Annotated in this window: 21 protein-coding genes; 8 read left to right on the top strand and 13 right to left on the bottom strand. The window is 37.3% G+C overall.

The features are described from left to right. Positions 1-55: 55 nt before the first annotated feature. Positions 56-940, top strand: coding sequence for a dihydrodipicolinate synthase family protein (locus tag ODR02_RS07720; protein ID WP_309512050.1), 885 nt, complete (start codon positions 56-58; stop codon positions 938-940). A gap of 9 nt (positions 941-949) precedes the next feature. Then, positions 950-1,183 carry a thioredoxin family protein gene (locus ODR02_RS07715; RefSeq protein WP_105682372.1) on the top strand — a complete coding sequence of 78 codons (234 nt, stop codon included), beginning with the start codon at positions 950-952 and terminating at the stop codon, positions 1,181-1,183. An 82-nt stretch (positions 1,184-1,265) separates the two neighbouring features. Here ODR02_RS07715 and ODR02_RS07710 read toward each other — a convergent pair whose 3' ends face one another. Then, on the bottom strand, positions 1,266-1,772 hold the full coding sequence (locus tag ODR02_RS07710) for a pyridoxamine 5'-phosphate oxidase family protein (protein WP_309512049.1): 507 nt from the start codon (positions 1,770-1,772) through the stop codon (positions 1,266-1,268). Positions 1,773-1,893: 121 nt separating this feature from the next. Between ODR02_RS07710 and ODR02_RS07705 the strand changes: the two genes are divergently transcribed. Together ODR02_RS07705 and ODR02_RS07700 are read left to right on the top strand one after the other, a co-directional pair. Next, complete coding sequence (locus tag ODR02_RS07705; protein ID WP_309512048.1) at positions 1,894-2,691, top strand: AraC family transcriptional regulator; 798 nt, start codon at positions 1,894-1,896, stop codon at positions 2,689-2,691. Positions 2,692-2,758: 67 nt separating this feature from the next. Continuing rightward, on the top strand, positions 2,759-3,712 hold the full coding sequence (locus tag ODR02_RS07700; RefSeq protein ID WP_309512047.1) for a nitrilase family protein: 954 nt from the start codon (positions 2,759-2,761) through the stop codon (positions 3,710-3,712). 44 nt (positions 3,713-3,756) lie between these two features. On the opposite strand, the gene ODR02_RS07695 is transcribed toward ODR02_RS07700, so the two are convergent. From ODR02_RS07695 to ODR02_RS07680, 4 genes are all read right to left on the bottom strand, one after another. Further along, the gene (locus tag ODR02_RS07695; protein ID WP_209784464.1) at positions 3,757-4,113 is read right to left on the bottom strand and encodes a rhodanese-like domain-containing protein; all 357 of its coding nucleotides are present in this window, start codon (positions 4,111-4,113) and stop codon (positions 3,757-3,759) included. Further along, complete coding sequence (locus ODR02_RS07690; protein ID WP_209784463.1) at positions 4,110-4,412, bottom strand: DUF3817 domain-containing protein; 303 nt, start codon at positions 4,410-4,412, stop codon at positions 4,110-4,112. The genes ODR02_RS07695 and ODR02_RS07690 overlap by 4 nt, the downstream gene beginning before the upstream one ends. A 2-nt stretch (positions 4,413-4,414) precedes the next feature. Continuing rightward, positions 4,415-4,873 (bottom strand): hypothetical protein, encoded by a 459-nt coding sequence (locus ODR02_RS07685; protein ID WP_209784462.1) that lies wholly within the window; start codon positions 4,871-4,873, stop codon positions 4,415-4,417. A 70-nt stretch (positions 4,874-4,943) separates the two neighbouring features. After that, entirely contained in the window at positions 4,944-5,534 is a 591-nt protein-coding gene (locus ODR02_RS07680) for a TetR/AcrR family transcriptional regulator (RefSeq protein ID WP_309512046.1), read from the bottom strand. A gap of 149 nt (positions 5,535-5,683) precedes the next feature. On the opposite strand from ODR02_RS07680, the gene ODR02_RS07675 reads away from it, so the two are divergent. Beyond that, positions 5,684-6,901, top strand: a complete 1,218-nt coding sequence (locus tag ODR02_RS07675) for an MFS transporter (protein ID WP_309512045.1) — start codon at positions 5,684-5,686, stop codon at positions 6,899-6,901. A 79-nt stretch (positions 6,902-6,980) separates the two neighbouring features. On the opposite strand, the gene pdeM is transcribed toward ODR02_RS07675, so the two are convergent. From pdeM to ODR02_RS07650, 5 genes are all read right to left on the bottom strand, one after another. Further along, entirely contained in the window at positions 6,981-7,625 is a 645-nt protein-coding gene (gene pdeM, locus ODR02_RS07670) for a ligase-associated DNA damage response endonuclease PdeM (protein ID WP_309512044.1), read from the bottom strand. A gap of 48 nt (positions 7,626-7,673) precedes the next feature. Further along, positions 7,674-8,276: a 2,3-bisphosphoglycerate-dependent phosphoglycerate mutase gene (locus tag ODR02_RS07665; RefSeq protein ID WP_209784459.1), complete on the bottom strand. Its 603-nt coding sequence runs from the start codon at positions 8,274-8,276 to the stop codon at positions 7,674-7,676. Between the two features lie 136 nt (positions 8,277-8,412). Beyond that, a complete protein-coding gene (locus ODR02_RS07660) occupies positions 8,413-10,866 on the bottom strand; it encodes a ligase-associated DNA damage response DEXH box helicase (protein ID WP_309512043.1) in 2,454 nt (817 codons plus the stop codon). A gap of 184 nt (positions 10,867-11,050) precedes the next feature. Then, positions 11,051-12,631: an ATP-dependent DNA ligase gene (locus ODR02_RS07655; protein ID WP_309512042.1), complete on the bottom strand. Its 1,581-nt coding sequence runs from the start codon at positions 12,629-12,631 to the stop codon at positions 11,051-11,053. Further along, positions 12,628-13,650 (bottom strand): ligase-associated DNA damage response exonuclease, encoded by a 1,023-nt coding sequence (locus ODR02_RS07650; RefSeq protein ID WP_309512041.1) that lies wholly within the window; start codon positions 13,648-13,650, stop codon positions 12,628-12,630. The genes ODR02_RS07655 and ODR02_RS07650 overlap by 4 nt, the downstream gene beginning before the upstream one ends. Positions 13,651-13,863: 213 nt before the next feature. On the opposite strand from ODR02_RS07650, the gene ODR02_RS07645 reads away from it, so the two are divergent. Genes ODR02_RS07645 through ODR02_RS07635 form a run of 3 tightly spaced genes read left to right on the top strand, consistent with a single transcriptional unit; the run spans position 13,864 to position 15,880 of the window. After that, the gene (locus ODR02_RS07645; RefSeq protein WP_309512040.1) at positions 13,864-14,652 is read left to right on the top strand and encodes an SDR family oxidoreductase; all 789 of its coding nucleotides are present in this window, start codon (positions 13,864-13,866) and stop codon (positions 14,650-14,652) included. Between the two features lie 4 nt (positions 14,653-14,656). Continuing rightward, positions 14,657-15,058 (top strand): GlcG/HbpS family heme-binding protein, encoded by a 402-nt coding sequence (locus ODR02_RS07640; protein ID WP_309512039.1) that lies wholly within the window; start codon positions 14,657-14,659, stop codon positions 15,056-15,058. Between the two features lie 15 nt (positions 15,059-15,073). Further along, on the top strand, positions 15,074-15,880 hold the full coding sequence (locus ODR02_RS07635; RefSeq protein ID WP_309512038.1) for a helix-turn-helix domain-containing protein: 807 nt from the start codon (positions 15,074-15,076) through the stop codon (positions 15,878-15,880). Positions 15,881-15,984: 104 nt separating this feature from the next. On the opposite strand, the gene ODR02_RS07630 is transcribed toward ODR02_RS07635, so the two are convergent. From ODR02_RS07630 to ODR02_RS07620, 3 genes are all read right to left on the bottom strand, one after another. Next, complete coding sequence (locus ODR02_RS07630; protein WP_309512037.1) at positions 15,985-17,052, bottom strand: SDR family oxidoreductase; 1,068 nt, start codon at positions 17,050-17,052, stop codon at positions 15,985-15,987. A gap of 86 nt (positions 17,053-17,138) precedes the next feature. Then, positions 17,139-17,723: a Crp/Fnr family transcriptional regulator gene (locus ODR02_RS07625; RefSeq protein ID WP_309512036.1), complete on the bottom strand. Its 585-nt coding sequence runs from the start codon at positions 17,721-17,723 to the stop codon at positions 17,139-17,141. Positions 17,724-17,771: 48 nt separating this feature from the next. After that, entirely contained in the window at positions 17,772-18,227 is a 456-nt protein-coding gene (locus tag ODR02_RS07620) for a PPC domain-containing DNA-binding protein (RefSeq protein ID WP_309512035.1), read from the bottom strand. Position 18,228 lies beyond the last annotated feature (1 nt).

Genomic DNA, 18,228 nt, shown 5'->3' with positions numbered 1-18,228 from the left:
AACTTACTATTTTCTTAATGGTTTAAAATAATCTTAAACATTTAAACCAAAAAACATGAAAAATGTGCCATTTAAAGGGATTATTGCCTATCCCATAACACCTTTTGATGAAAATGAAAAAGTAGATATTCCTCTTTTCAAACATTTGGTAGAAAGGCTGATCACTTCCGGAAGTCATGGTATTGCTCCATTGGGAAGTACAGGGGTAATGCCATACCTGTCTGATGAAGAAAAGGAAGAGGTTACAGAAGCTACCTTACAACAGGTAAAGGGAAGAATTCCAACACTGGTAGGGGTTTCCAATCTTACCACAGAGAAAACGATCCACCATGCTCAATTTGCAGAGAAAGCAGGGGCTGATGCCGTGATGATCATTCCGATGAGCTACTGGAAGCTTACGGACGATGAGATTGTTGCCCATTATGATGCCGTTGCCCGTAAAATTTCTATCCCGATTATGGCTTATAATAATCCGACAACAAGCGGAGTAGATATGTCACCAATCCTGTTGAAAAGGCTGCTTGAAATTCCTAACGTAACCATGATCAAAGAAAGTACGGGAGATATTCAAAGAATGCATCATCTGAGAAGAGAACTGGGAGAAGAGGTTGCTTTCTATAACGGTTCCAATCCCTTGGCTCTGGCCGCATTTTCTGCAGGAGCAAGAGGCTGGTGTACGGCTGCACCCAATCTTATTCCTGAACTTAATATCAGCCTTTACAATGCTGTTGAAGAAGGAAATCTTGAAAAAGCAAAAACAATTTTCTATCAGCAGTTTGACCTTTTAAAATTTATTGTTAATAAAGGATTACCAAGAGCGGTGAAGTCAGGTCTGAATATTCTGGGTGAAGATGGCGGGAACTTGAGAAGTCCTTTAAAACCTTTACATGAAAAAGAAACAGAAGAATTAAAAAATATTATTAAAACCCTTATTAATTAATACAATCTTATGAAAAAATCCATTTTTTATCATGCAGGATGTCCTGTATGTATCAGCGCAGAACATGATATTATCAGCCTTATAGGGTTGGAAAATGTTGAAATTATCCATTTGGGTAATGACAAAAACAAAATTGAAGACGCAGAAAAAGCAGGCGTGATGTCTGTACCCGCTTTAGTAACACCAAACGGGAACGTCCTTCACATTAATTTTGGAGCATCTATAGAAGATGTGAAAAATTAGCATTATTAATCTTGTATAAACGGCTCAATTTCTTGAGCCGTTTTTTTTCTTATTAGAGAATTTACTGCTTATTCAGAATTTTCTAAATCGTTGCATTTCCTTCTACACCGTCAGAATTATTGGTTTTATTTCCTGTGATTGCAGCCGCTACAAAACTAAACAGGCTTACCAGTTTTCCCGCTTTGGTATCCCAGTAATAGGTTTCTCTAGGTTCTACACGGATAATTGTAACGTTGGGATCATCTTTTCCGTCAAACCATGCTTTAGCCAGAGGAGACCATTTATCTTCAATAGTGGCTTTGTCCTTATAAACAGACGCTTCTCCGTACACAGAAAGATATTGGGAATCACTGTTATTCATAAAAAACAGTTGAACTCTCCGGTCTTCTTTAATTTCAAAATTTTTATTGCTGGTACCACTGCTGATAAACCAAAGATTTCCGCTGTCATCCGTTTCCTGTAAGCTCATGGGTCTTGAATTAACCGGAACGGTGTCCAGTTCTGTACAAAACATACATATTCTGGCTTTTTCCGAAAGTTCTTTGATTTTTTTGATCGCTTCGAGATGGGTAAGATTTTGTGTTGACATGATATAATATTTTAGTGATTGGTATTCATTAAAATATTCAAATACCTGACCAAAAAGGAATAAAGTGTGGTACCTTCCGTTGATTTCTTTTCAATAAATATGTTTTACGTACATTTGATGGATGCAGATTTCGCCTCCTAAACATTTAGCGCCTTATATCAGGCATTATATCTTTCTGGAAAATCCCGAAAGCGATATAAGGCACCTAAGGCTCTTTACTGATGGGAGTTCCGGACTTATTCTATCCGGGGATATGAATCTGTATTCCGGTATTTCAGAAGACCATATGCCACTTTCCTTTTTTTACGGAGCTTTAAACGGATACAAAGACTTTTCTTCAAAAGGGAGATTTTCTCTGATTGCTGTTGTATTCCAGCCTTATTTTCTGAATATTCTTTTAAAAACTTCTGCTAAGGAAATCAGTAATCAGATTGTTTCTGTGGAAGACGTATTGAAAAATAAGCTGGAAGTATTTCAGGAAAAACTGTTTAATAAGACAAACCCTTTAGCTGTTATTCATGATCTGAATACATTTTTTACTGATTTTTTATCAGAAAGCATGCATGCTGAACATCATATGATAGCTGCAACACAGCAATATATTCTTCAGAATAAAGGCTCTGTATCCTCCAAAAATTTACAAAGTTTCACTGGGTATTCTGAACGGCATCTGGAAAGAAAGTTTGAATATCATATGGGAATATCTCCCAAAAAATATGGAAATATTATCCGTCTTCATTACTTTTTAAGCCTTATGAATAAAGGATTTGATCATGAAAATATGACGATGCTTTCATATGAAGCGGGATATTCCGACCAGTCACATCTTATCAGAGAATTTAAAAATAATATCGGGCTTACTCCCAAGCAGTATCTGAATACAGAAAATAAGATGGCTGTTAATTTCATTGAGCTGTAAACCGGACATGTCGGTTTTATACAATTTTTCAGCGGCGGATCTCTCTAGTTTTGCTTAAAAAAAATCAATGAATATTAAAATTTCAACCGCACAATTTGAAAACAAAAGCGGGGATAAAGCTTATAACCTGTCCGTTATCGAAAAATTAGCTGCTGAAGCGGCATCCAAAGGCTCTCATGTGATTGTTTTTCATGAATGTTCAATCACAGGCTATACTTTTGCAAGGAAACTTTCCAAAGAACAACTCCTCGACGTTGCTGAACGTATTCCGGAAGGGGAGAGCATCCAAAAATTGCAGGAGATTGCCATAAAATATAATATTACCCTATTAGCAGGTCTGTTTGAAAAAGATCAATATGACAATCTTTTCAAAGCATATGTATGTGTTGATAAAACAGGGCTGAAGGCTAAATACCGAAAACTTCATCCTTTTATCAATCCGAATCTTATACCCGGAAATGAGTATTGTGTATTTGATATTATGGGCTGGAAGTGTGGAATTTTGATCTGCTATGATAACAACATCATTGAAAATGTAAGAGCAACAAGACTTCTGGGAGCCGAGATTATTTTTATGCCACACGTTACCATGTGCACCCCTTCTACAAGGCCGGGAGCTGGGTTTGTTGATCCTCAATTGTGGGAAAACAGGGTCGCTGATCCTACCTCTTTACGGTTGGAATTTAAGGGAATGAAAGGCAGAGACTGGCTGATGAAATGGCTTCCGTCAAGAGCTTATGATAATGGTGCTTACATTGTTTTTTCAAACCCTGTAGGAATGGATGATGACCAGCTGAAAAACGGATGTTCCATGATTATTGATCCTTTCGGAGATATTATTGCAGAATGTCATTCGTGGGAAGATAGCTTTGAATCGGCTGTCATTACCCCAGAAAAGCTTACTCAGGCAGGAGGGTACAGGTATATTAAAGCCCGAAGACCTGAATTGTACCGAGACATCATAGGGCAGGAGCATTCACCGCAACAAAAAGTTGTATGGCTTGACGATAAAACCATTTAAAAAATAAATCTCTCCTGTAAATGATATGCAGGAGAGATTTATATTTATTGACTCATTGTTTTCTGAAGGTCTGTCCAGGCACCTCCGTTATGAATATGGCTGAAGCCTCTTTCTTTGAGAATATTTTCAGCTTTTACACTTCGAAGCCCATGAGAGCATACTGTAATGTATGTTTTTTCAGGATCCAATTCTACATACCGCTCTCTGATTGTTCCTAATGAAATATTTACAGAACCTTCTATATGTCCCGTTTCATATTCTTTTTCAGTTCTTACATCGAGAATTATCGCTCCTTTTTTGAGCAGCTGCGGTAATCCGTTATCTAAAGTCTGGAATCGGTATATTCTGTAGGCAACATAAAGAATAAGGGCAATTCCACAGAATATAAAAAGGCTTTTCATAGCTTGCTCAGTATTTTTTTGTCAATATAAAATGTTCCAAACGGAATAAAGCAGGCAAGAATTACTTTCCATGTTATTTCTTTGAATTTCCAGTTCTGTTCCACACCCACACTCAATGTATTGAATAGGAAAAGCAGGAATAATGTTCCGTGTACCGGGCCGATGAGTCTTACCAATAAAGGATTTCCCATCCAATACTTCATAGGAACGGCAATGCCTGTCAGGGTCAGTAATGAGATCCCTTCTAAAATAGCCAGAATTCTCAGCCGTCCGATTTTTGTTTTAAATAAATCTATCATAATTATCTGAAATAAGGTCTGTTTGCAAAAGGAGAAAAGGGCCATGGAATGGCAATGAAAATAATAATCAGCGCAATAGAAAACCAGATGCCCATAGTTTTGAATTTTTCTTTATCTGAAGATTTTCTTTTGGTTAAAGCAGAACCAACTGTAATGATAATAATGGCGGTAATCATCAATGAAATATGAATCAAACCAAAAAACAGATGTTCAAAAGATTCTTTGGCTGCATTCAGATTCTTCCAGAAGTATTGAATTACTGGGCTTTTCAAATAAAAAACCATTCCTATGATCAGTTGGATATGAGCGATAGTAGCGGTCCAATGCCTGACAGCATTATCAGTTCCTGTAAATTTTCTTTCCGACATAAATCCTTTGAAAGAACGGTAAATAGCATAGAGTAAGCTTATTAAGACCAACCATCGGGTTAATGAATGTAAAAAAGTAAGGGTTTGGTACATGGGTTATTTTTTAGAACAGGACAAAGGTATAATAAAAACATACTAATTAGTATGTTTTTGAGTAAAAAAATTATTGAAGAGTTTTGAAGTAAGACTTAAGTCCCTTTAAATAAATAAGATATACTTCTTTTGAATTTTCAACCTTCCCCAAATTTCTGACTCCCCAATACCCGGAAATGACAAAAACACTGACTTCTCTTGCGCTGACTTCCTTTTTAATGATTCCTTCCTTTTTTCCTTTTTCAATACTTTCAGTAAAAGCTTCTTCCCATTCTTTTGAAAGCTCATGTAAAGCCTGGGTAAAGGCAGTGTGCCAAGGTGCCATTTGCTGCACAAAATTCGAAGTAGGGCAGCCATACTCAACTTTTAGAAAATCATTTTCCATCAGGAGATTGTGGATGATCTCATAAATATTGTCCAGAGGATTTTTGTTGTATTCAAGGGATTCAATAAAGTTGCGTCTGAAGTTGGGCTTCATCAGTTCGTTGATAATAGCCAGTCCCATCTCATCTTTAGTTTTAAAATGATAGTAAAAAGCACCTTTTGTCACCTGAGTCGTTGCGATAATTTCATCAATGCTTGTTGTCTGGAAACCTTTTACATAGATTAATTCGAACGCTTTCTGGAGAATAGTAAGTCGGGTTGCTTCTGATTTCTTCATTAAAACTGCTGATTATTGTACAAAGGAACAAATTTTAAACTTAAAATAAAACTATCATTATTCTGATACTTTGATGCAATTTAAATAATTTTTATAATACAAATATTCGTCGGAAATTTGCCTTATCAATATCAACAAATTATAAGACAATGAATTTTCAAAAAGAAATAGAAATCAATACTGCAACACAGACGGTTAAAAAAGGTCTTCCTGCAGCTTTATGGGCATTAACGATTAGTGCCTTCGGAATAGGAACTACTGAATTTGTAATTGTGGGACTGCTGCCCACTGTAGCATCTGATCTCGGGATTACCATTCCGTCAGCAGGATTACTGGTGAGTCTTTATGCGATTGGAGTAGCTATCGGAGCTCCTATATTAACGGCATTAACGGGGAAAATTCCTCGTAAAACACTTTTGGTTTCTATTATGCTGTTATTTGTTATCGGAAATGGCCTGGCATCGATTGCTCCCGGATTTATAACTTTAGTGCTGGCAAGAATTTTAACGGGTTTTGCCCATGGAGTTTATTTTTCCATCGGTTCTACCATTGCCGCTTCATTGGTACCTGAAGAAAAAAGAGCTACAGCAATTTCTATTATGTTTGCCGGACTGACACTGGCCATTGTAACAGGAGTTCCGCTGGGAACTTTTATAGGACAGCACTTCGGATGGAGAGCGACTTTTATTGGGGTTTCAATCCTTGGAATGATTGGGTTAGCAGCCAGTTTATTACTGGTTCCCAATACGCTGAAAAATGGGAAAACAGCTTCATTAAAAAGCCAGTTTAAGGTATTGGGAAATAAACGTCTGATCTTTGCTTTTTTAATGACTGCAATGGGGTATGGAGGAACATTTGTTGTTTTTACTTATCTGTCACCTATTTTACAGAAGATCACAGGATTTCAGGAATCTACAGTCACTTTTATCCTTTTGATTTATGGAATTGCCATTGCACTAGGAAACCTGATTGGAGGAAAAGTAGCAAATAAAAACCCTTTGAAAGCTCTTCTATGGATGTTTGCCGCACAGGGACTGGTATTGCTTGCCTTTTATTTTACCGTAAGCAGTCCGGTGCTAAGTATAATTACCCTTTTCCTTTTAGGAGCATTATCATTTGCTTCTGTTCCGGGACTTCAGCTATTGGTGGTACAAATTGCAGAAAAAGAACTTCCGGGAACGGAAGACGTTGCCTCAGGGATCAATATTGCAGCCTTTAATATGGGTATTGCAATCGGATCTTATGCAGGAGGAATGATTGTGACATCTTCTTTAGGGCTGGAAAGTACACCCTGGATCGGGGCTTTGTTCCTGCTGGTTACCGTATTGATAACGATCTACAGTATCCGTTTAAGCAGGAAAAATTAAGATTTCACAAATAATTTTTATCAGACTTATCAATCCTTGTCAAGGTTCTGAACCTTGACAAGGATATAAAACCAAAGTATTAAATTTCATAAATTTCCGCGTCTGTAAATACAAAAAATGTACTTTTCTTAGGCAGATTTTTGGTATCCAATCCTGTGAATTCACTAAAAGCAGGAAGTAACAATTGATCGCTGGTGAGCGCAAAGCAGGGAAGCCTGATATTCTTTACCGCAGAACTCAGCACAATTCCGGGGTGAATATGTCCGGTAATCTGAAATCCGGATCTGGCCGGATCAAAATCATGAATAAAAGTAATGTCATCAGTTTCAAGCCATTCAGCTTTGTAATCAAAACATAATTTTTCCTCTAAAGCTTTGGAAATTCTGTCATGATTTCCTTCAATAAGATAAAACTGCAAGTCGGGATATTGCTTTTTCCATACACAGAATTCATCCACATCAGAATTGTCTCCGGCGTGAAGTAGATCACCAACCACAATGAATTTTTCAGGCTGAAAAAACTCAATCAGTGCGGATAATCTTTCCAGGTCGCTTTTCATAATATGATTGGCCAATGCAATACCATTTTTACGGAAATGAGCAGTTTTCCCGATATGAAGATCGGAAAGGATCAATGCTTTATCTTTTTCCCGGAATGCTGCCCGCTGATTGGTCAGAATTAAAGTTTCATTATGGATGGAAATTTTTTTTGTTGCTATAAACACTTGATGGATTGAAAATTTAATGCTTAAAGGTAAACTATTTAAATCGGATTAACTGACTCTCCGGCTTACATGAAATTTTTCATCAAAAACATAAGTCAGAGGAATACCGGTAGCAATTTCCCGTTCTAAAATTTCTTCAGGAGAAAGATGCTCCAGATACATAATAAGTGCACGGAGACTATTTCCATGGGCTACAATCAATACATTCTCGCCCTGTTTTAATAAGGGTCTTATCTGACTTTCAAAATAAGGAATTACTCTGCTGTAAGTATCTTTAAGGCTTTCTCCGCCCGGAGGAACCACATCAAATGATCTGCGCCAGATATGAACCTGCTCATCACCATATTTCAGTGCGGTTTCTGCTTTGTTTAATCCTTCTAGATTTCCGTAAGAACGTTCGTTTAATGCTTTATCCTTGATGACCGGAATATTGGGATTTCCAATTTCGTTAAGGATGATGGAGAGGGTATGTTGTGCCCTTACCAAGGCAGAAGTAAATGCAATATCTATTCTTTCTCCTTTTAGCGCAAGACCTGCTTTTTTTGCTTCTTCAATTCCGGCTTCAGTTATATCAATATCTTTCCAGCCTGTAAATCTGTTTTCCAGATTCCAGAGTGACTGTCCGTGACGGACCAGGAATAATTTTTCCATTATTTACATTTTATTTTAAACTTCTAAGAAGGTATACTCTAAGTTACGATGATTATTTAAACTTATCAAGAAAATTAACTTAGAATATTAGGCTAAGAATAAGATTAAAATTGCAGAAGAATTTATCAGAAAAGCCTTATGAAATATCACTTATATTAGATAGTTTCAACATTCTTTTAATCCTTGCATCCAATCCTTCACTCGAAAGAGTTTGTCTCAGACTGTCTACTTTGATGGGGAAGCTGAGCGGGGTAAAAGAACGGGAATGTTTTAGAATAATTTCAGATTTTTCAATCCTTTTAAAAGCTTCTACAAGCCGTTGTTCCTGAAGCTGCATGTTAAAAACTTCTGTATAGGCCTGCTTTATTAAAAAATGATTGGGATCATGGTCTTCCAGAACTTTGAAAATCAATCCGGCAGAGCTTTGTAATGATTTGTTGGAGCGCTGCTGTCCTGCATAATTTTGAATCACCATTCCTGAAATTACAGCAATATCACGAAATTTTCGTCTTGCCATTTCTGCAGAATTAATACTTGCAATCACATCGTTCATCAGATTGTCTCTCGTAAGAATCTGTTTCAGGTTTTCTTCATTTAGCGGGATCTCTTTGTCACTGAACAATTCGAATCCGTAATCATTCATCGCCATAGAAAAGGAAATAGGCGCAAGCTTTGAAATCCTGTAGGCAATCAGGGCGGCCATTACTTCATGAACCAAACGTCCTTCAAAAGGATACATGAACAAGTGATATCCTTCACGGTTTTTAATCATTTCAACAAGAAATTCATTTTCTTTGGGAATATGAGAATTTGCTTCCTGATTGATCAGAAGTGGATGCAGAAATTTGAGTTCTTTTTCTGAAGCTTTTGGATTTAAAGCGTGTGAAAGTTTTTCTCTTAAAAAATGTCCTAAATTAGAGCTTAGTGGCAATCTTCCTCCCAGATAACTGGGTACTAAAGCCCTTCCTTTAGCTGCTCTTACATACACGGTCATATCTTTGATCATTGCAACTTCAAGGGTACGTCCGGCTAAAATGAATTTTTCCTCTTTCTTTAGTTTTGAAATAAAATATTCTTCAATCATTCCGATATAACCTCCGGAAATAAATTTCACCTTTAGCATCGCATCACTTACAATAACACCCATATTCATCCTGTGAAGCATCGCTATTTTTCTTGAAGTGACTTTATAAAGGCCGTCTTCCATAATGACTATTTTATGGAATTCTTCATAGTTTTTCAACACACTTCCGCCAATGGTAAGAAACTCCAGGATGCTTTGCCACTCTTCATCCAACATTTCCTGAAAAGCATATACTTTTTTGATTCTTTCATAGAGTTCATCAGGATAAAAGCCATCACCAACAGCCAATGTCATCAGAAACTGAACCAATACATCAAAACATAAAACCTGTGGTTCTCTGGGCTCCACTACTTTTTGTTTTACGGCTTCTTTTAAGGCTGAAACTTCAATCAGTTCCAAAGAATGGGTAGGGACACAATAAATTCTGGAAGTTTCAAAAGGGGAGTGACCGCTCCGTCCGGCTCTTTGGAGGAAACGTGCGACACCTTTTGCGGATCCTATCTGAATAACGGTGTCAACTGGTTTAAAGTCAATACCAAGATCGAGGGATGATGTGGATACCACAGCTTTTAATTTACCGGAACTTAGATTTTCCTCAATCCAGATTCTCAAATGGGCATCAATAGAACTGTGATGGATTGCAATTTGTCCTGCAAAATCAGGATGAGCATCCAGCAGAAGCTGGTACCACATTTCGCTCTGGCTTCTGGTATTCGTAAATACAATGGTAGATTTTGAATCCAAAATAATAGGGACTACTTTATCTGCAAGCTTATTTCCAAGATGTCCTGCCCAGGGTAATGTTTCGATTTCATTAGGAAAAACAGGAAGAATATCTATCTTTTTATGCTCTTTAGCTGTGATTTTTGTCTTTTTAATATCATAAGGGATGAGTACTTCCATAGCTTCATCCAGATTTCCGATGGTGGCTGTAATTCCCCAGATTTTAACTTTCGGGACATATTTTCTAAGCTGTGAAATACCGAGTTCTACCATCACACCTCGTTTTGAGCCCAGTAATTCATGCCATTCGTCTACAGCAATGCATTTCATATCCCTGAAAAAAGCTTCATTATTTTTCTGAGCAAGGAGCAAATGGAGACTTTCGGGAGTTACCACCAGAATTTCAGGCATTTTTTTAACCTGCTGCTGTCTTACTTTTGGATCAGTATCGCCGTTTCTTACTCCTACAGCCCAGTCGAGCCCTATTTCATCAATTGCTTCCTGCATGGCTTTAGCAATATCTTTGGACAGAGAACGAAGTGGTGTCATCCAGATCATTTTCAGTCCTTTTTTATATTGATCGGGATGATTCAGGAAGTTAGAAATTAATGCTAAAAAAACAGAGAACGTTTTTCCAAAACCGGTAGGAGCAACTACCATTCCGCTGTATCCGTTTTCAAATTTCTTCCAGGTTTCTATCTGAAATTTAAAAGGTTCAATACCTTTACCGGTCATCCATTGCTGAATGATCTTAAATCCGTCGGTATGTTCGAAAGCTGCCAAATCTATTTTAATTTAATTTTAACGCAAAAGACGCTAAGGGTTTATATTGGTTTCATTTTTTTGTTCGCAATGGCGTTTCACTCAGCAAAGACAACATTTCATAATAGCTGAACACAGTGCCTTTTCGATCGAAAAAATATTCATAAATAACATGAAAACTTTTGCGGTCGTTGCGCCAAAAATATTATTGTATTAATTTTTTAATTTCTTCCAAATCATCAATTTCATCCACCGTTTTATCTTTCCGCCATCTTACAATTCTTGGAAACCGGAGTGCAACACCACTTTTATGACGGTTGCTGAAACCAATGCCTTCAAATGCAATTTCAAAAACCAGTTCTGCTTTTACGGTTCTCACAGGTCCGAATTTCTCAATGGCATTTTTGGTAACAAACCGGCTCACTTCCATAATTTCTTTATCCGTTAATCCAGAATAGGCTTTGGCTATGGTGACCAAAGTATCTCCGTTTTTCACAGCAAAAGTATAATCCGTATAATAAGCACTTCGTCTGCCACTGCCTTTTTGGGCATAGATCAGGGCTGCATCAATCGTAAACGGATTGATTTTCCACTTCCACCAGTCGCCTTTTTTCCGGCCGGAATGGTAGGGTGAGTTTTTTTGTTTTAACATCAATCCTTCACTGTTTACTGTCCTTGAATTTTCACGAAGCGAATCCAGTTCTTCCCACTGTTCAAAGTCCAGACTTTTAGAGAGACTGATATTCTGAGGATTCTCATTCAATAATAATTCTTCAAGCAAAGCTCTTCTTGCAGAGATTGGTTTTTCCCTCAAATCATTATCTTCAAGTTCCAATAAGTCATAGGCAAAGACTTCTATCGGAATTTCCGACAGCATTTTTTTAGTTAAAGTTTTTCTGTTTAATCTTTTTTGTAATTCATTAAAATTTAAAACCTTACCATCCTTTACCGCAAGTATTTCTCCATCTATAACAAAGCTGCCTTTCATCGCTTTCACGACCTCTGTAATCTCAGGAAACTGCTCGGTAATAAGTTCTTCTCCTCTTGACCAGATGAAGACTTCATCGTTTCTACGGATGATTTGTCCGCGTATTCCGTCCCATTTATATTCTACCAGCCATTCGTCCGGATTTCCCAGTTCCTGAGTTTCTTTTTCCAAAGGATAAGCAAGACAGAAAGGATAAGGTTTTGAATTGTCAGGATTCACATTTTCAGCATCAATAAGTTCTTTGAAAGAAACTTCATCAGGCAGCCATTTTCCCATTAAACTGTGCATGAGAGCACTCGATTCCTGCCCGGAAAATTTTGTCAGCGCATTGATTAATGTTTTATCTGAAACCCCGATTCTGAAGCTTCCACCAATTAATTTGTTGAAAATCAAACGCTCTGTATAGTCCAGACCGTTCCATGACTGTAATACAAATTCTTTCTTTTCTGTATCTGTTTTGCCTTTGAGATTGACAATGTCGTTCATCCATTCTGATAAGGAGCGCTCTATTTTTTCTTCCGGAGGTGGAAGAATTAATGATAATGTTTCCCCAAGATCTCCTACAGAAGAATACGATTCCTGAAATAGCCAGTAGGGAAGTTTCGTGATTTCCAGCGCCCATTCTTTCATGTAATTGGTATTAACATTTCTCTTAGGTCTTTTTCCGGTAAATAAGGCGATAAACCATACTTTATCTTCATCGGGAGCGCGTTCCAGATAATCAATGATAGCATCAATTTTAGCATTGGTTTTGTTGGTGGTTTCCAAAGCATTGATAAGGTCTGCGAAATGTCTCATGATTCAGGGTTTTCAGTGATTTCTTTTTCAGATTCCTCTTCATCTTCGCCAAATAATGTTTCTACAACATCAGCTTTTATGCCTATTTCATTCAAATATTTTGAAAATACTTCCGTCTGTCCATGGGTAACATGCACAATTTCGGCTTCCGTAGCTTTTACAGTCTGCAATAAACCTTTCCAATCTGCATGATCACTCATCGCGAATCCTGCATCTGCACTCCGCCATCTTCTGGCACCACGAACCTGCATCCAGCCTGAGCATATTGCAGTAGCCGGATCAGGGATTTTTTTGATGATATTGCTGTCGAGTAAAGCAGGAGGAACAATAACAATTTCATGCTCCATTTCCTTTGGACGTTCTCTGAAGTCTGCAATGGTATAGTCCGGAAGGTCAATTCCTACAGTTTCAAAAGCTTCATTCAGTTTTCCGATGGAGTAGTGTACATATATTTTCCCCAATTCTTCCACTGCTTTCATAATACGCTGGGCTTTCCCTAAAGAATAGCCTATAAAAACAGAGGTTTTATGATTTTCTTTATTCTTCAGTACCCAGTTTTGGAGTTTTTTATTTAAATCCGGAACTTCAAGCCAGTTATAAATAGGCAGGCCAAAGGTACTTTCTGTCACAAATTCATTGCATTTTACCAGCTCAAAAGGAGTGCTCAGTCCATCATTCTGAACTTTGTAATCTCCTGAAATTACGGTCACATATCCTTTATATTCGAGTTTTATCTGTGCCGAACCAATGATATGTCCGGCGGGGTGAAGGGAGAGTTTTACTCCATTGATGGTAATAACTTCTCCATATTCTACACTTTGGCATTCGATATCTGTTCCTATTCTTTGATGGAGAATGGGTTTTGTAAAATGATGACAAAGGTATTTTTTCATTCCCCAGCGGGCATGATCGGCATGGCCATGGGTGATAACCGCCATATCTACAGGTCGCCAGGGATCAATATAGAATTTTCCCTGTGGACAATAAATTCCTTTTTTTGTAAATGTGATTAATTTCAATGGTGTGACTGGTTTTATGAGATAAGCTTCAAAAACTTAACCAATTTACAATAAACTGTTTATTTTTTATTATCATTCAAATCTGAAATCTGACTTTCATGGTTCTTTGATAATAGTTTTTTTGAACTTTTCAGCAATATAAAAATGAACTTCCAGGCAATATTATCCTTCTGGAAATCTTTGAAATTTGTACCAACATTAAAAAAGAATACAATGAGTAAAACAATTTTAATTACAGGTGCAGCAAGTGGATTCGGAAAGATTGCTGCTTTTGAGCTTGCGAAAAAAGGACATAAGGTAATTGCCACTACACAGATTTATCCTCAGATGAGTGATGTAATCCGGGAAGCTAAAGAACAGGGAATTGATCTTATAGTGGATAAATTGGACGTTACCAGCCAAAGGGATATTGATTATATCTTAAAGAAATATGAAATAGATATTTTAATCAGCAATGCCGGAATTATGGAAGGCGGTCCAATTGCTGAACAGCCGGTGGACATTATCCGCTCTATGTTCGAAGTCAATGTATTTGGTGCATTGAATCTTACCCAGGGTTTCATCAAAAAGTTTGTTGAAAAAAGAAGTGGTAAGATTGTTTTCACTTCATCAATGGGAGGTTTATGGACAGTTCCTTATGTGGCTGCCTACTGTTCCTCCAAGCATGCGTTGGAATCTATTGCTGAAGGGCTGAGGACTGAGCTTGCTCCATTTAATATCAAAATTGCAACTTGCAATCCAGGGGTATTTGGAACAGGATTTAATGACAGGGGAGTAGATTCTATTTTCCATTGGTATGATCCGAAAATCAACTTCACTCCGAAATCCGCTTTTGACGGAGCCGCAGAATCTTTAGCCCATCAGCTTGATCCACAGTCTATGGCTGAAGTGATTGTAAATGTGGCTTTAGATGAGGACAGTCATTTTAGAAATGTACATCCAAAGGAAACCGAAGATTTTGTGAAACAGCTTCAGGCAGAGGCGTGGACAGCAAAAAGTTAATAGTATGGAACTGAATTATAAAGCTGTAGAAAAGGTTTTAAATGCAGCAAAAGAAAAGGCATTATCCATGAATATTCCCGTGAGTATTGCCGTAGTGGATGCGGGAGGTCATCTTGTTGCACTGGCAAGATTAGATAGTGTGTATGGAGTGATTGATTTTGCTGTTAAAAAAGCAAAAACAGCTGCTATGTTCGGAGTAAATAGTGATGTGATGGGAAGTATTATTTCAGAAACCGGCTTTCATGGCTATGGAATGCTGAATTCAAACGAAGGACTGCTGACTATTGCAGGCGGTGTTGTTCTTAAGGATATGGAAGGAAAAATCATTGGTGCTATAGGTTCTTCAGGAGGAACCCCTGAGCAGGATAAAGAAATTGCAGAAGCAGGAGCTCATGCTATTGCTTAAATTTCAGATATTTGTATGATGGAAAATACTTCTGAGATTATATTTGATAAACTGGTTTATTCATGTGCTTTTGAATCTTACAGAGGCCATGAGGAATTTATTCCTGACCATTTTCTGGGATTTCAGATATCCGGGGAAACGCATGCTTTTCATGAACAAGGTAAAACGGTGATCAAAGAGAATACGGTGGTTCTGGTAAGGAAAAATCAACTGATCAGAACGATTAAATATCCTTCAGACAATGAAAAATATCAGTTTGTTTCTATCACTCTTGACGATGAAACCCTGAGAGATTATGCCACAGAAAACAAAATAGCTGTACATGCTAATTTTCCGGAAAGCCAGCGTTTGTTTTTTGAGCCTGATGATTTTTTTAAGAGCTATTTTGCTTCACTCATTCCTTATATTCATAAAACGAAAGAAGTGCCTCCAACATTGGCTGCTTTAAAGGTAAAAGAAGCCATCGAGCTTATTTTATTGAGTAATCCTGATCTTAAAAATCTTCTTTTTGATTTTTCTGAACCCCATAAAATTGACCTTAAGGAGTTTATGAACAAGAATTTTATGTTCAATGTATCGGTGGAGGCTTTTGCAAAGCTTACAGGCCGTAGTCTTTCAGGTTTTAAGCGGGATTTCAACAAAATATTTGAGATGACTCCAAAACAATGGCTGAAAGAAAAAAGACTAAAGGAAGCGTATTATTTAATTAAAAACAGGGATAAAAAACCTTCGGATATCTATCTTGATCTGGGTTTCGAGAATTTATCCCATTTTTATTCTTCTTTTAAAAAGAAATTTGGGGTAACCACTACAGAAGTTTAATGGAAGTCATTAAAAAAACACAAATTATACTATAAGCATTGCTTGTTTGTTGAAAGCACAAAGACACAGGAAATAAATCTTGAGTCTTTGTATTTCCTTTTCCATTAAGGAATTATATTTTCTGCTCTAAGTCTTTCAAAAACATTTATAAAAGAATCTTCTGTGCTTACATAAGCCGTGAAACCCAGTTTTCTGCTTTTTGACATATCACACATGACTTCCAGCGGTCTTCCAAGATCAAGATCCGTATGCCATGCTGATGATAAACGGTTAAGATCTTTTTCTTTCAGATTATATTTTTCGGCAATAGCTGTCCAGGTCTGGTGGTCGTTTTCCAGTTCTTTTTCAAGAGGTTGTATGGTTCCTTCAAAACCTACAGCTTCTATACCGAACCAATCTGCCAGTCTTTTCCACAGCCATTTCCATCTGAAAACATCTCCATTTGTAATATTGAATGCCTGATTTTTTGCTGATTCTGTAGTAGATGCCCAAACGAGTTGCTGAGCTAATATTCTGGCGTCCGTTACATCCGAAACTCCATTCCATTGTGCTTCGGATCCCGGCCAGATAAATTTCCTTCCGGTTTCTTTACAGATGCTGGCGTATACAGCCAATGTTACTCCAATATTCATGAGGTTTCCAACTGCATATCCAACCACGGTGTGAGGCCTGTGAATACTCCATGTGAAGCCCTCTCTTTCTGAAGCTTTATACACTTCGTCTTCCTGTGCATAATAAAAATTGGGAAGTGGAAGTCTTGGATGTTCTTCTCTGACAGGGGTTTCAGGTAAAATTCCTTCTTTAGCATAGGCCTCAAATGGTCCCAGATAATGTTTAAGCCCTGTAACCAGAGCTACATGCTGAACCGATTTTTTAGGAGATAAAACGTTCAAAAGGTTTCTTACCAGCATACTGTTGACCCGGATATTTTCTTCCTCAGTGTCATTACGCATCCAAGTGGTAAAGTAAATATGAGTAGGAGAGATCCCATCCAGGGCTTCCGCAAGATTCTGCTCATTCGTAAGATCTGCTTTAATGGGAAGAAGACCTGGAATACCGGTATTTGGATTTCTTGATAATCCGTATGTTGTCCAGCCCTGGGTGATCAGTTCTTCAGCAAGATTGCTTCCTGTAATTCCGGTAGCACCTACTACCAATGCAATTTTTTCCATAAGTATTATAAAATTTCTTGTACAAAATTATGGGTGGATAGAAGCTTTTATCCTTGATTTGGATCATGCCTTTGAGTTGATCTGGATCAAGTATTGTTCAAAGAATTCTTTTTACGGATCCTGCTCACGGTTTCAGGGGCAAGACCAAGATAGGAGGCAATAAGATTGTGAGGCACTCTTTTAATCATTTCCGGACTCTTTTGTGCCAGTTGAAGATACTTTTCTTCAGCAGTATAGCTATTGGAAACAATAAGTCTGTAATCTTTTGTAACAAGACTATTCTGATATAAGATCCTGAAATATCTGTCCATTACAGGAACTTCCAGCATCATTTTTTCATAATTTTCCAAGGTGATCATCAGAACTTCCGTTTCTTCAATAGCATCAATATTCAAAACTGATTTTTCCTGATTGATAAAACTGTTGAAGTCTGAGATCCACCAACCTTCAAAGGCAAACATATTGATGTGTTCATTTCCTTTTTCATCCAGAAAATAAGATTTTAACAATCCTTTACTTACAAAAGACAATGATTTACAGATATCTCCTTCCTGAAGCAGATATTGTTTTTTACGAAGCTTTTTTAAGGTAAAGAAAGATTTAACCTGATTTTTCTGTTCGTCGGTGATATCAATCTTATTCTCAATATGGGAAAGCAGAACCTCAAACATCCAATAAATATTTCATCAAAAATACTACTTTCAACAGCAATTAAGGTTTTATTTCTCAAAATCATAGAGATTGATTCCTATTTCTTCGTTTTTAATTTTTACCACTCTGGCATTCAGTGGATAGAAAATAAATTCTGCAGCTCCCTGGATTTTTGCTTCCAAAAGATGCCCTGCCAGCGCAGTGTAATCTTCTCTTCCCAACGTAATGTGAAGATGAAGAGTCGGTTTTCCTTCTATTTCAGAGACATTTCCGGAAATATTGGTAACTTCCATCTGTTCTTTAAAGGTTTTATCCACATATTTTTTTGTTGAAGGATTAAAGAAACGAAGTGTTGCCTCACTCACGGCACCTATTCCAGTCACTTCTCCTGCCTGGATATTTTGGTTTTGAATAAAATCCGTTAAAGATTCTACAATATTAGAATGGTTGTCAAGGCTGACGATATAGATGTGACCTACCTTTTTTGCTGACCATTGTTTACCGTTATAATTGATAATCTCCATA

The organism is Chryseobacterium sp. CFS2 (assembly GCF_036543225.1).
GTDB classification, from domain to species: Bacteria; Bacteroidota; Bacteroidia; order Flavobacteriales; family Weeksellaceae; genus Chryseobacterium; species Chryseobacterium culicis_A.
This window is presented reverse-complemented; position numbering and strand designations above follow the sequence as displayed.

Bases quoted from the DNA above. Each gene is read 5' to 3' on its own strand.
- ODR02_RS07630 (WP_309512037.1), bottom strand. From the start codon at position 17,052: ATGGAAAAAATTGCATTGGTAGTAGGTGCTACCGGAATTACAGGAAGC.
- ODR02_RS07655 (WP_309512042.1), bottom strand. From the start codon at position 12,631: ATGAGACATTTCGCAGACCTTATCAATGCTTTGGAAACCACCAACAAA.
- ODR02_RS07625 (WP_309512036.1), bottom strand. From the start codon at position 17,723: ATGTTTGAGGTTCTGCTTTCCCATATTGAGAATAAGATTGATATCACC.
- ODR02_RS07705 (WP_309512048.1), top strand. From the start codon at position 1,894: ATGCAGATTTCGCCTCCTAAACATTTAGCGCCTTATATCAGGCATTAT.
- ODR02_RS07640 (WP_309512039.1), top strand. From the start codon at position 14,657: ATGGAACTGAATTATAAAGCTGTAGAAAAGGTTTTAAATGCAGCAAAA.
- ODR02_RS07720 (WP_309512050.1), top strand. From the start codon at position 56: ATGAAAAATGTGCCATTTAAAGGGATTATTGCCTATCCCATAACACCT.
- ODR02_RS07620 (WP_309512035.1), bottom strand. From the start codon at position 18,227: ATGGAGATTATCAATTATAACGGTAAACAATGGTCAGCAAAAAAGGTA.
- ODR02_RS07675 (WP_309512045.1), top strand. From the start codon at position 5,684: ATGAATTTTCAAAAAGAAATAGAAATCAATACTGCAACACAGACGGTT.
- ODR02_RS07685 (WP_209784462.1), bottom strand. From the start codon at position 4,873: ATGTACCAAACCCTTACTTTTTTACATTCATTAACCCGATGGTTGGTC.
- ODR02_RS07690 (WP_209784463.1), bottom strand. From the start codon at position 4,412: ATGATAGATTTATTTAAAACAAAAATCGGACGGCTGAGAATTCTGGCT.
- ODR02_RS07695 (WP_209784464.1), bottom strand. From the start codon at position 4,113: ATGAAAAGCCTTTTTATATTCTGTGGAATTGCCCTTATTCTTTATGTT.
- ODR02_RS07715 (WP_105682372.1), top strand. From the start codon at position 950: ATGAAAAAATCCATTTTTTATCATGCAGGATGTCCTGTATGTATCAGC.
- ODR02_RS07680 (WP_309512046.1), bottom strand. From the start codon at position 5,534: ATGAAGAAATCAGAAGCAACCCGACTTACTATTCTCCAGAAAGCGTTC.
- ODR02_RS07635 (WP_309512038.1), top strand. From the start codon at position 15,074: ATGATGGAAAATACTTCTGAGATTATATTTGATAAACTGGTTTATTCA.
- ODR02_RS07665 (WP_209784459.1), bottom strand. From the start codon at position 8,276: ATGGAAAAATTATTCCTGGTCCGTCACGGACAGTCACTCTGGAATCTG.
- ODR02_RS07645 (WP_309512040.1), top strand. From the start codon at position 13,864: ATGAGTAAAACAATTTTAATTACAGGTGCAGCAAGTGGATTCGGAAAG.
- ODR02_RS07700 (WP_309512047.1), top strand. From the start codon at position 2,759: ATGAATATTAAAATTTCAACCGCACAATTTGAAAACAAAAGCGGGGAT.
- ODR02_RS07710 (WP_309512049.1), bottom strand. From the start codon at position 1,772: ATGTCAACACAAAATCTTACCCATCTCGAAGCGATCAAAAAAATCAAA.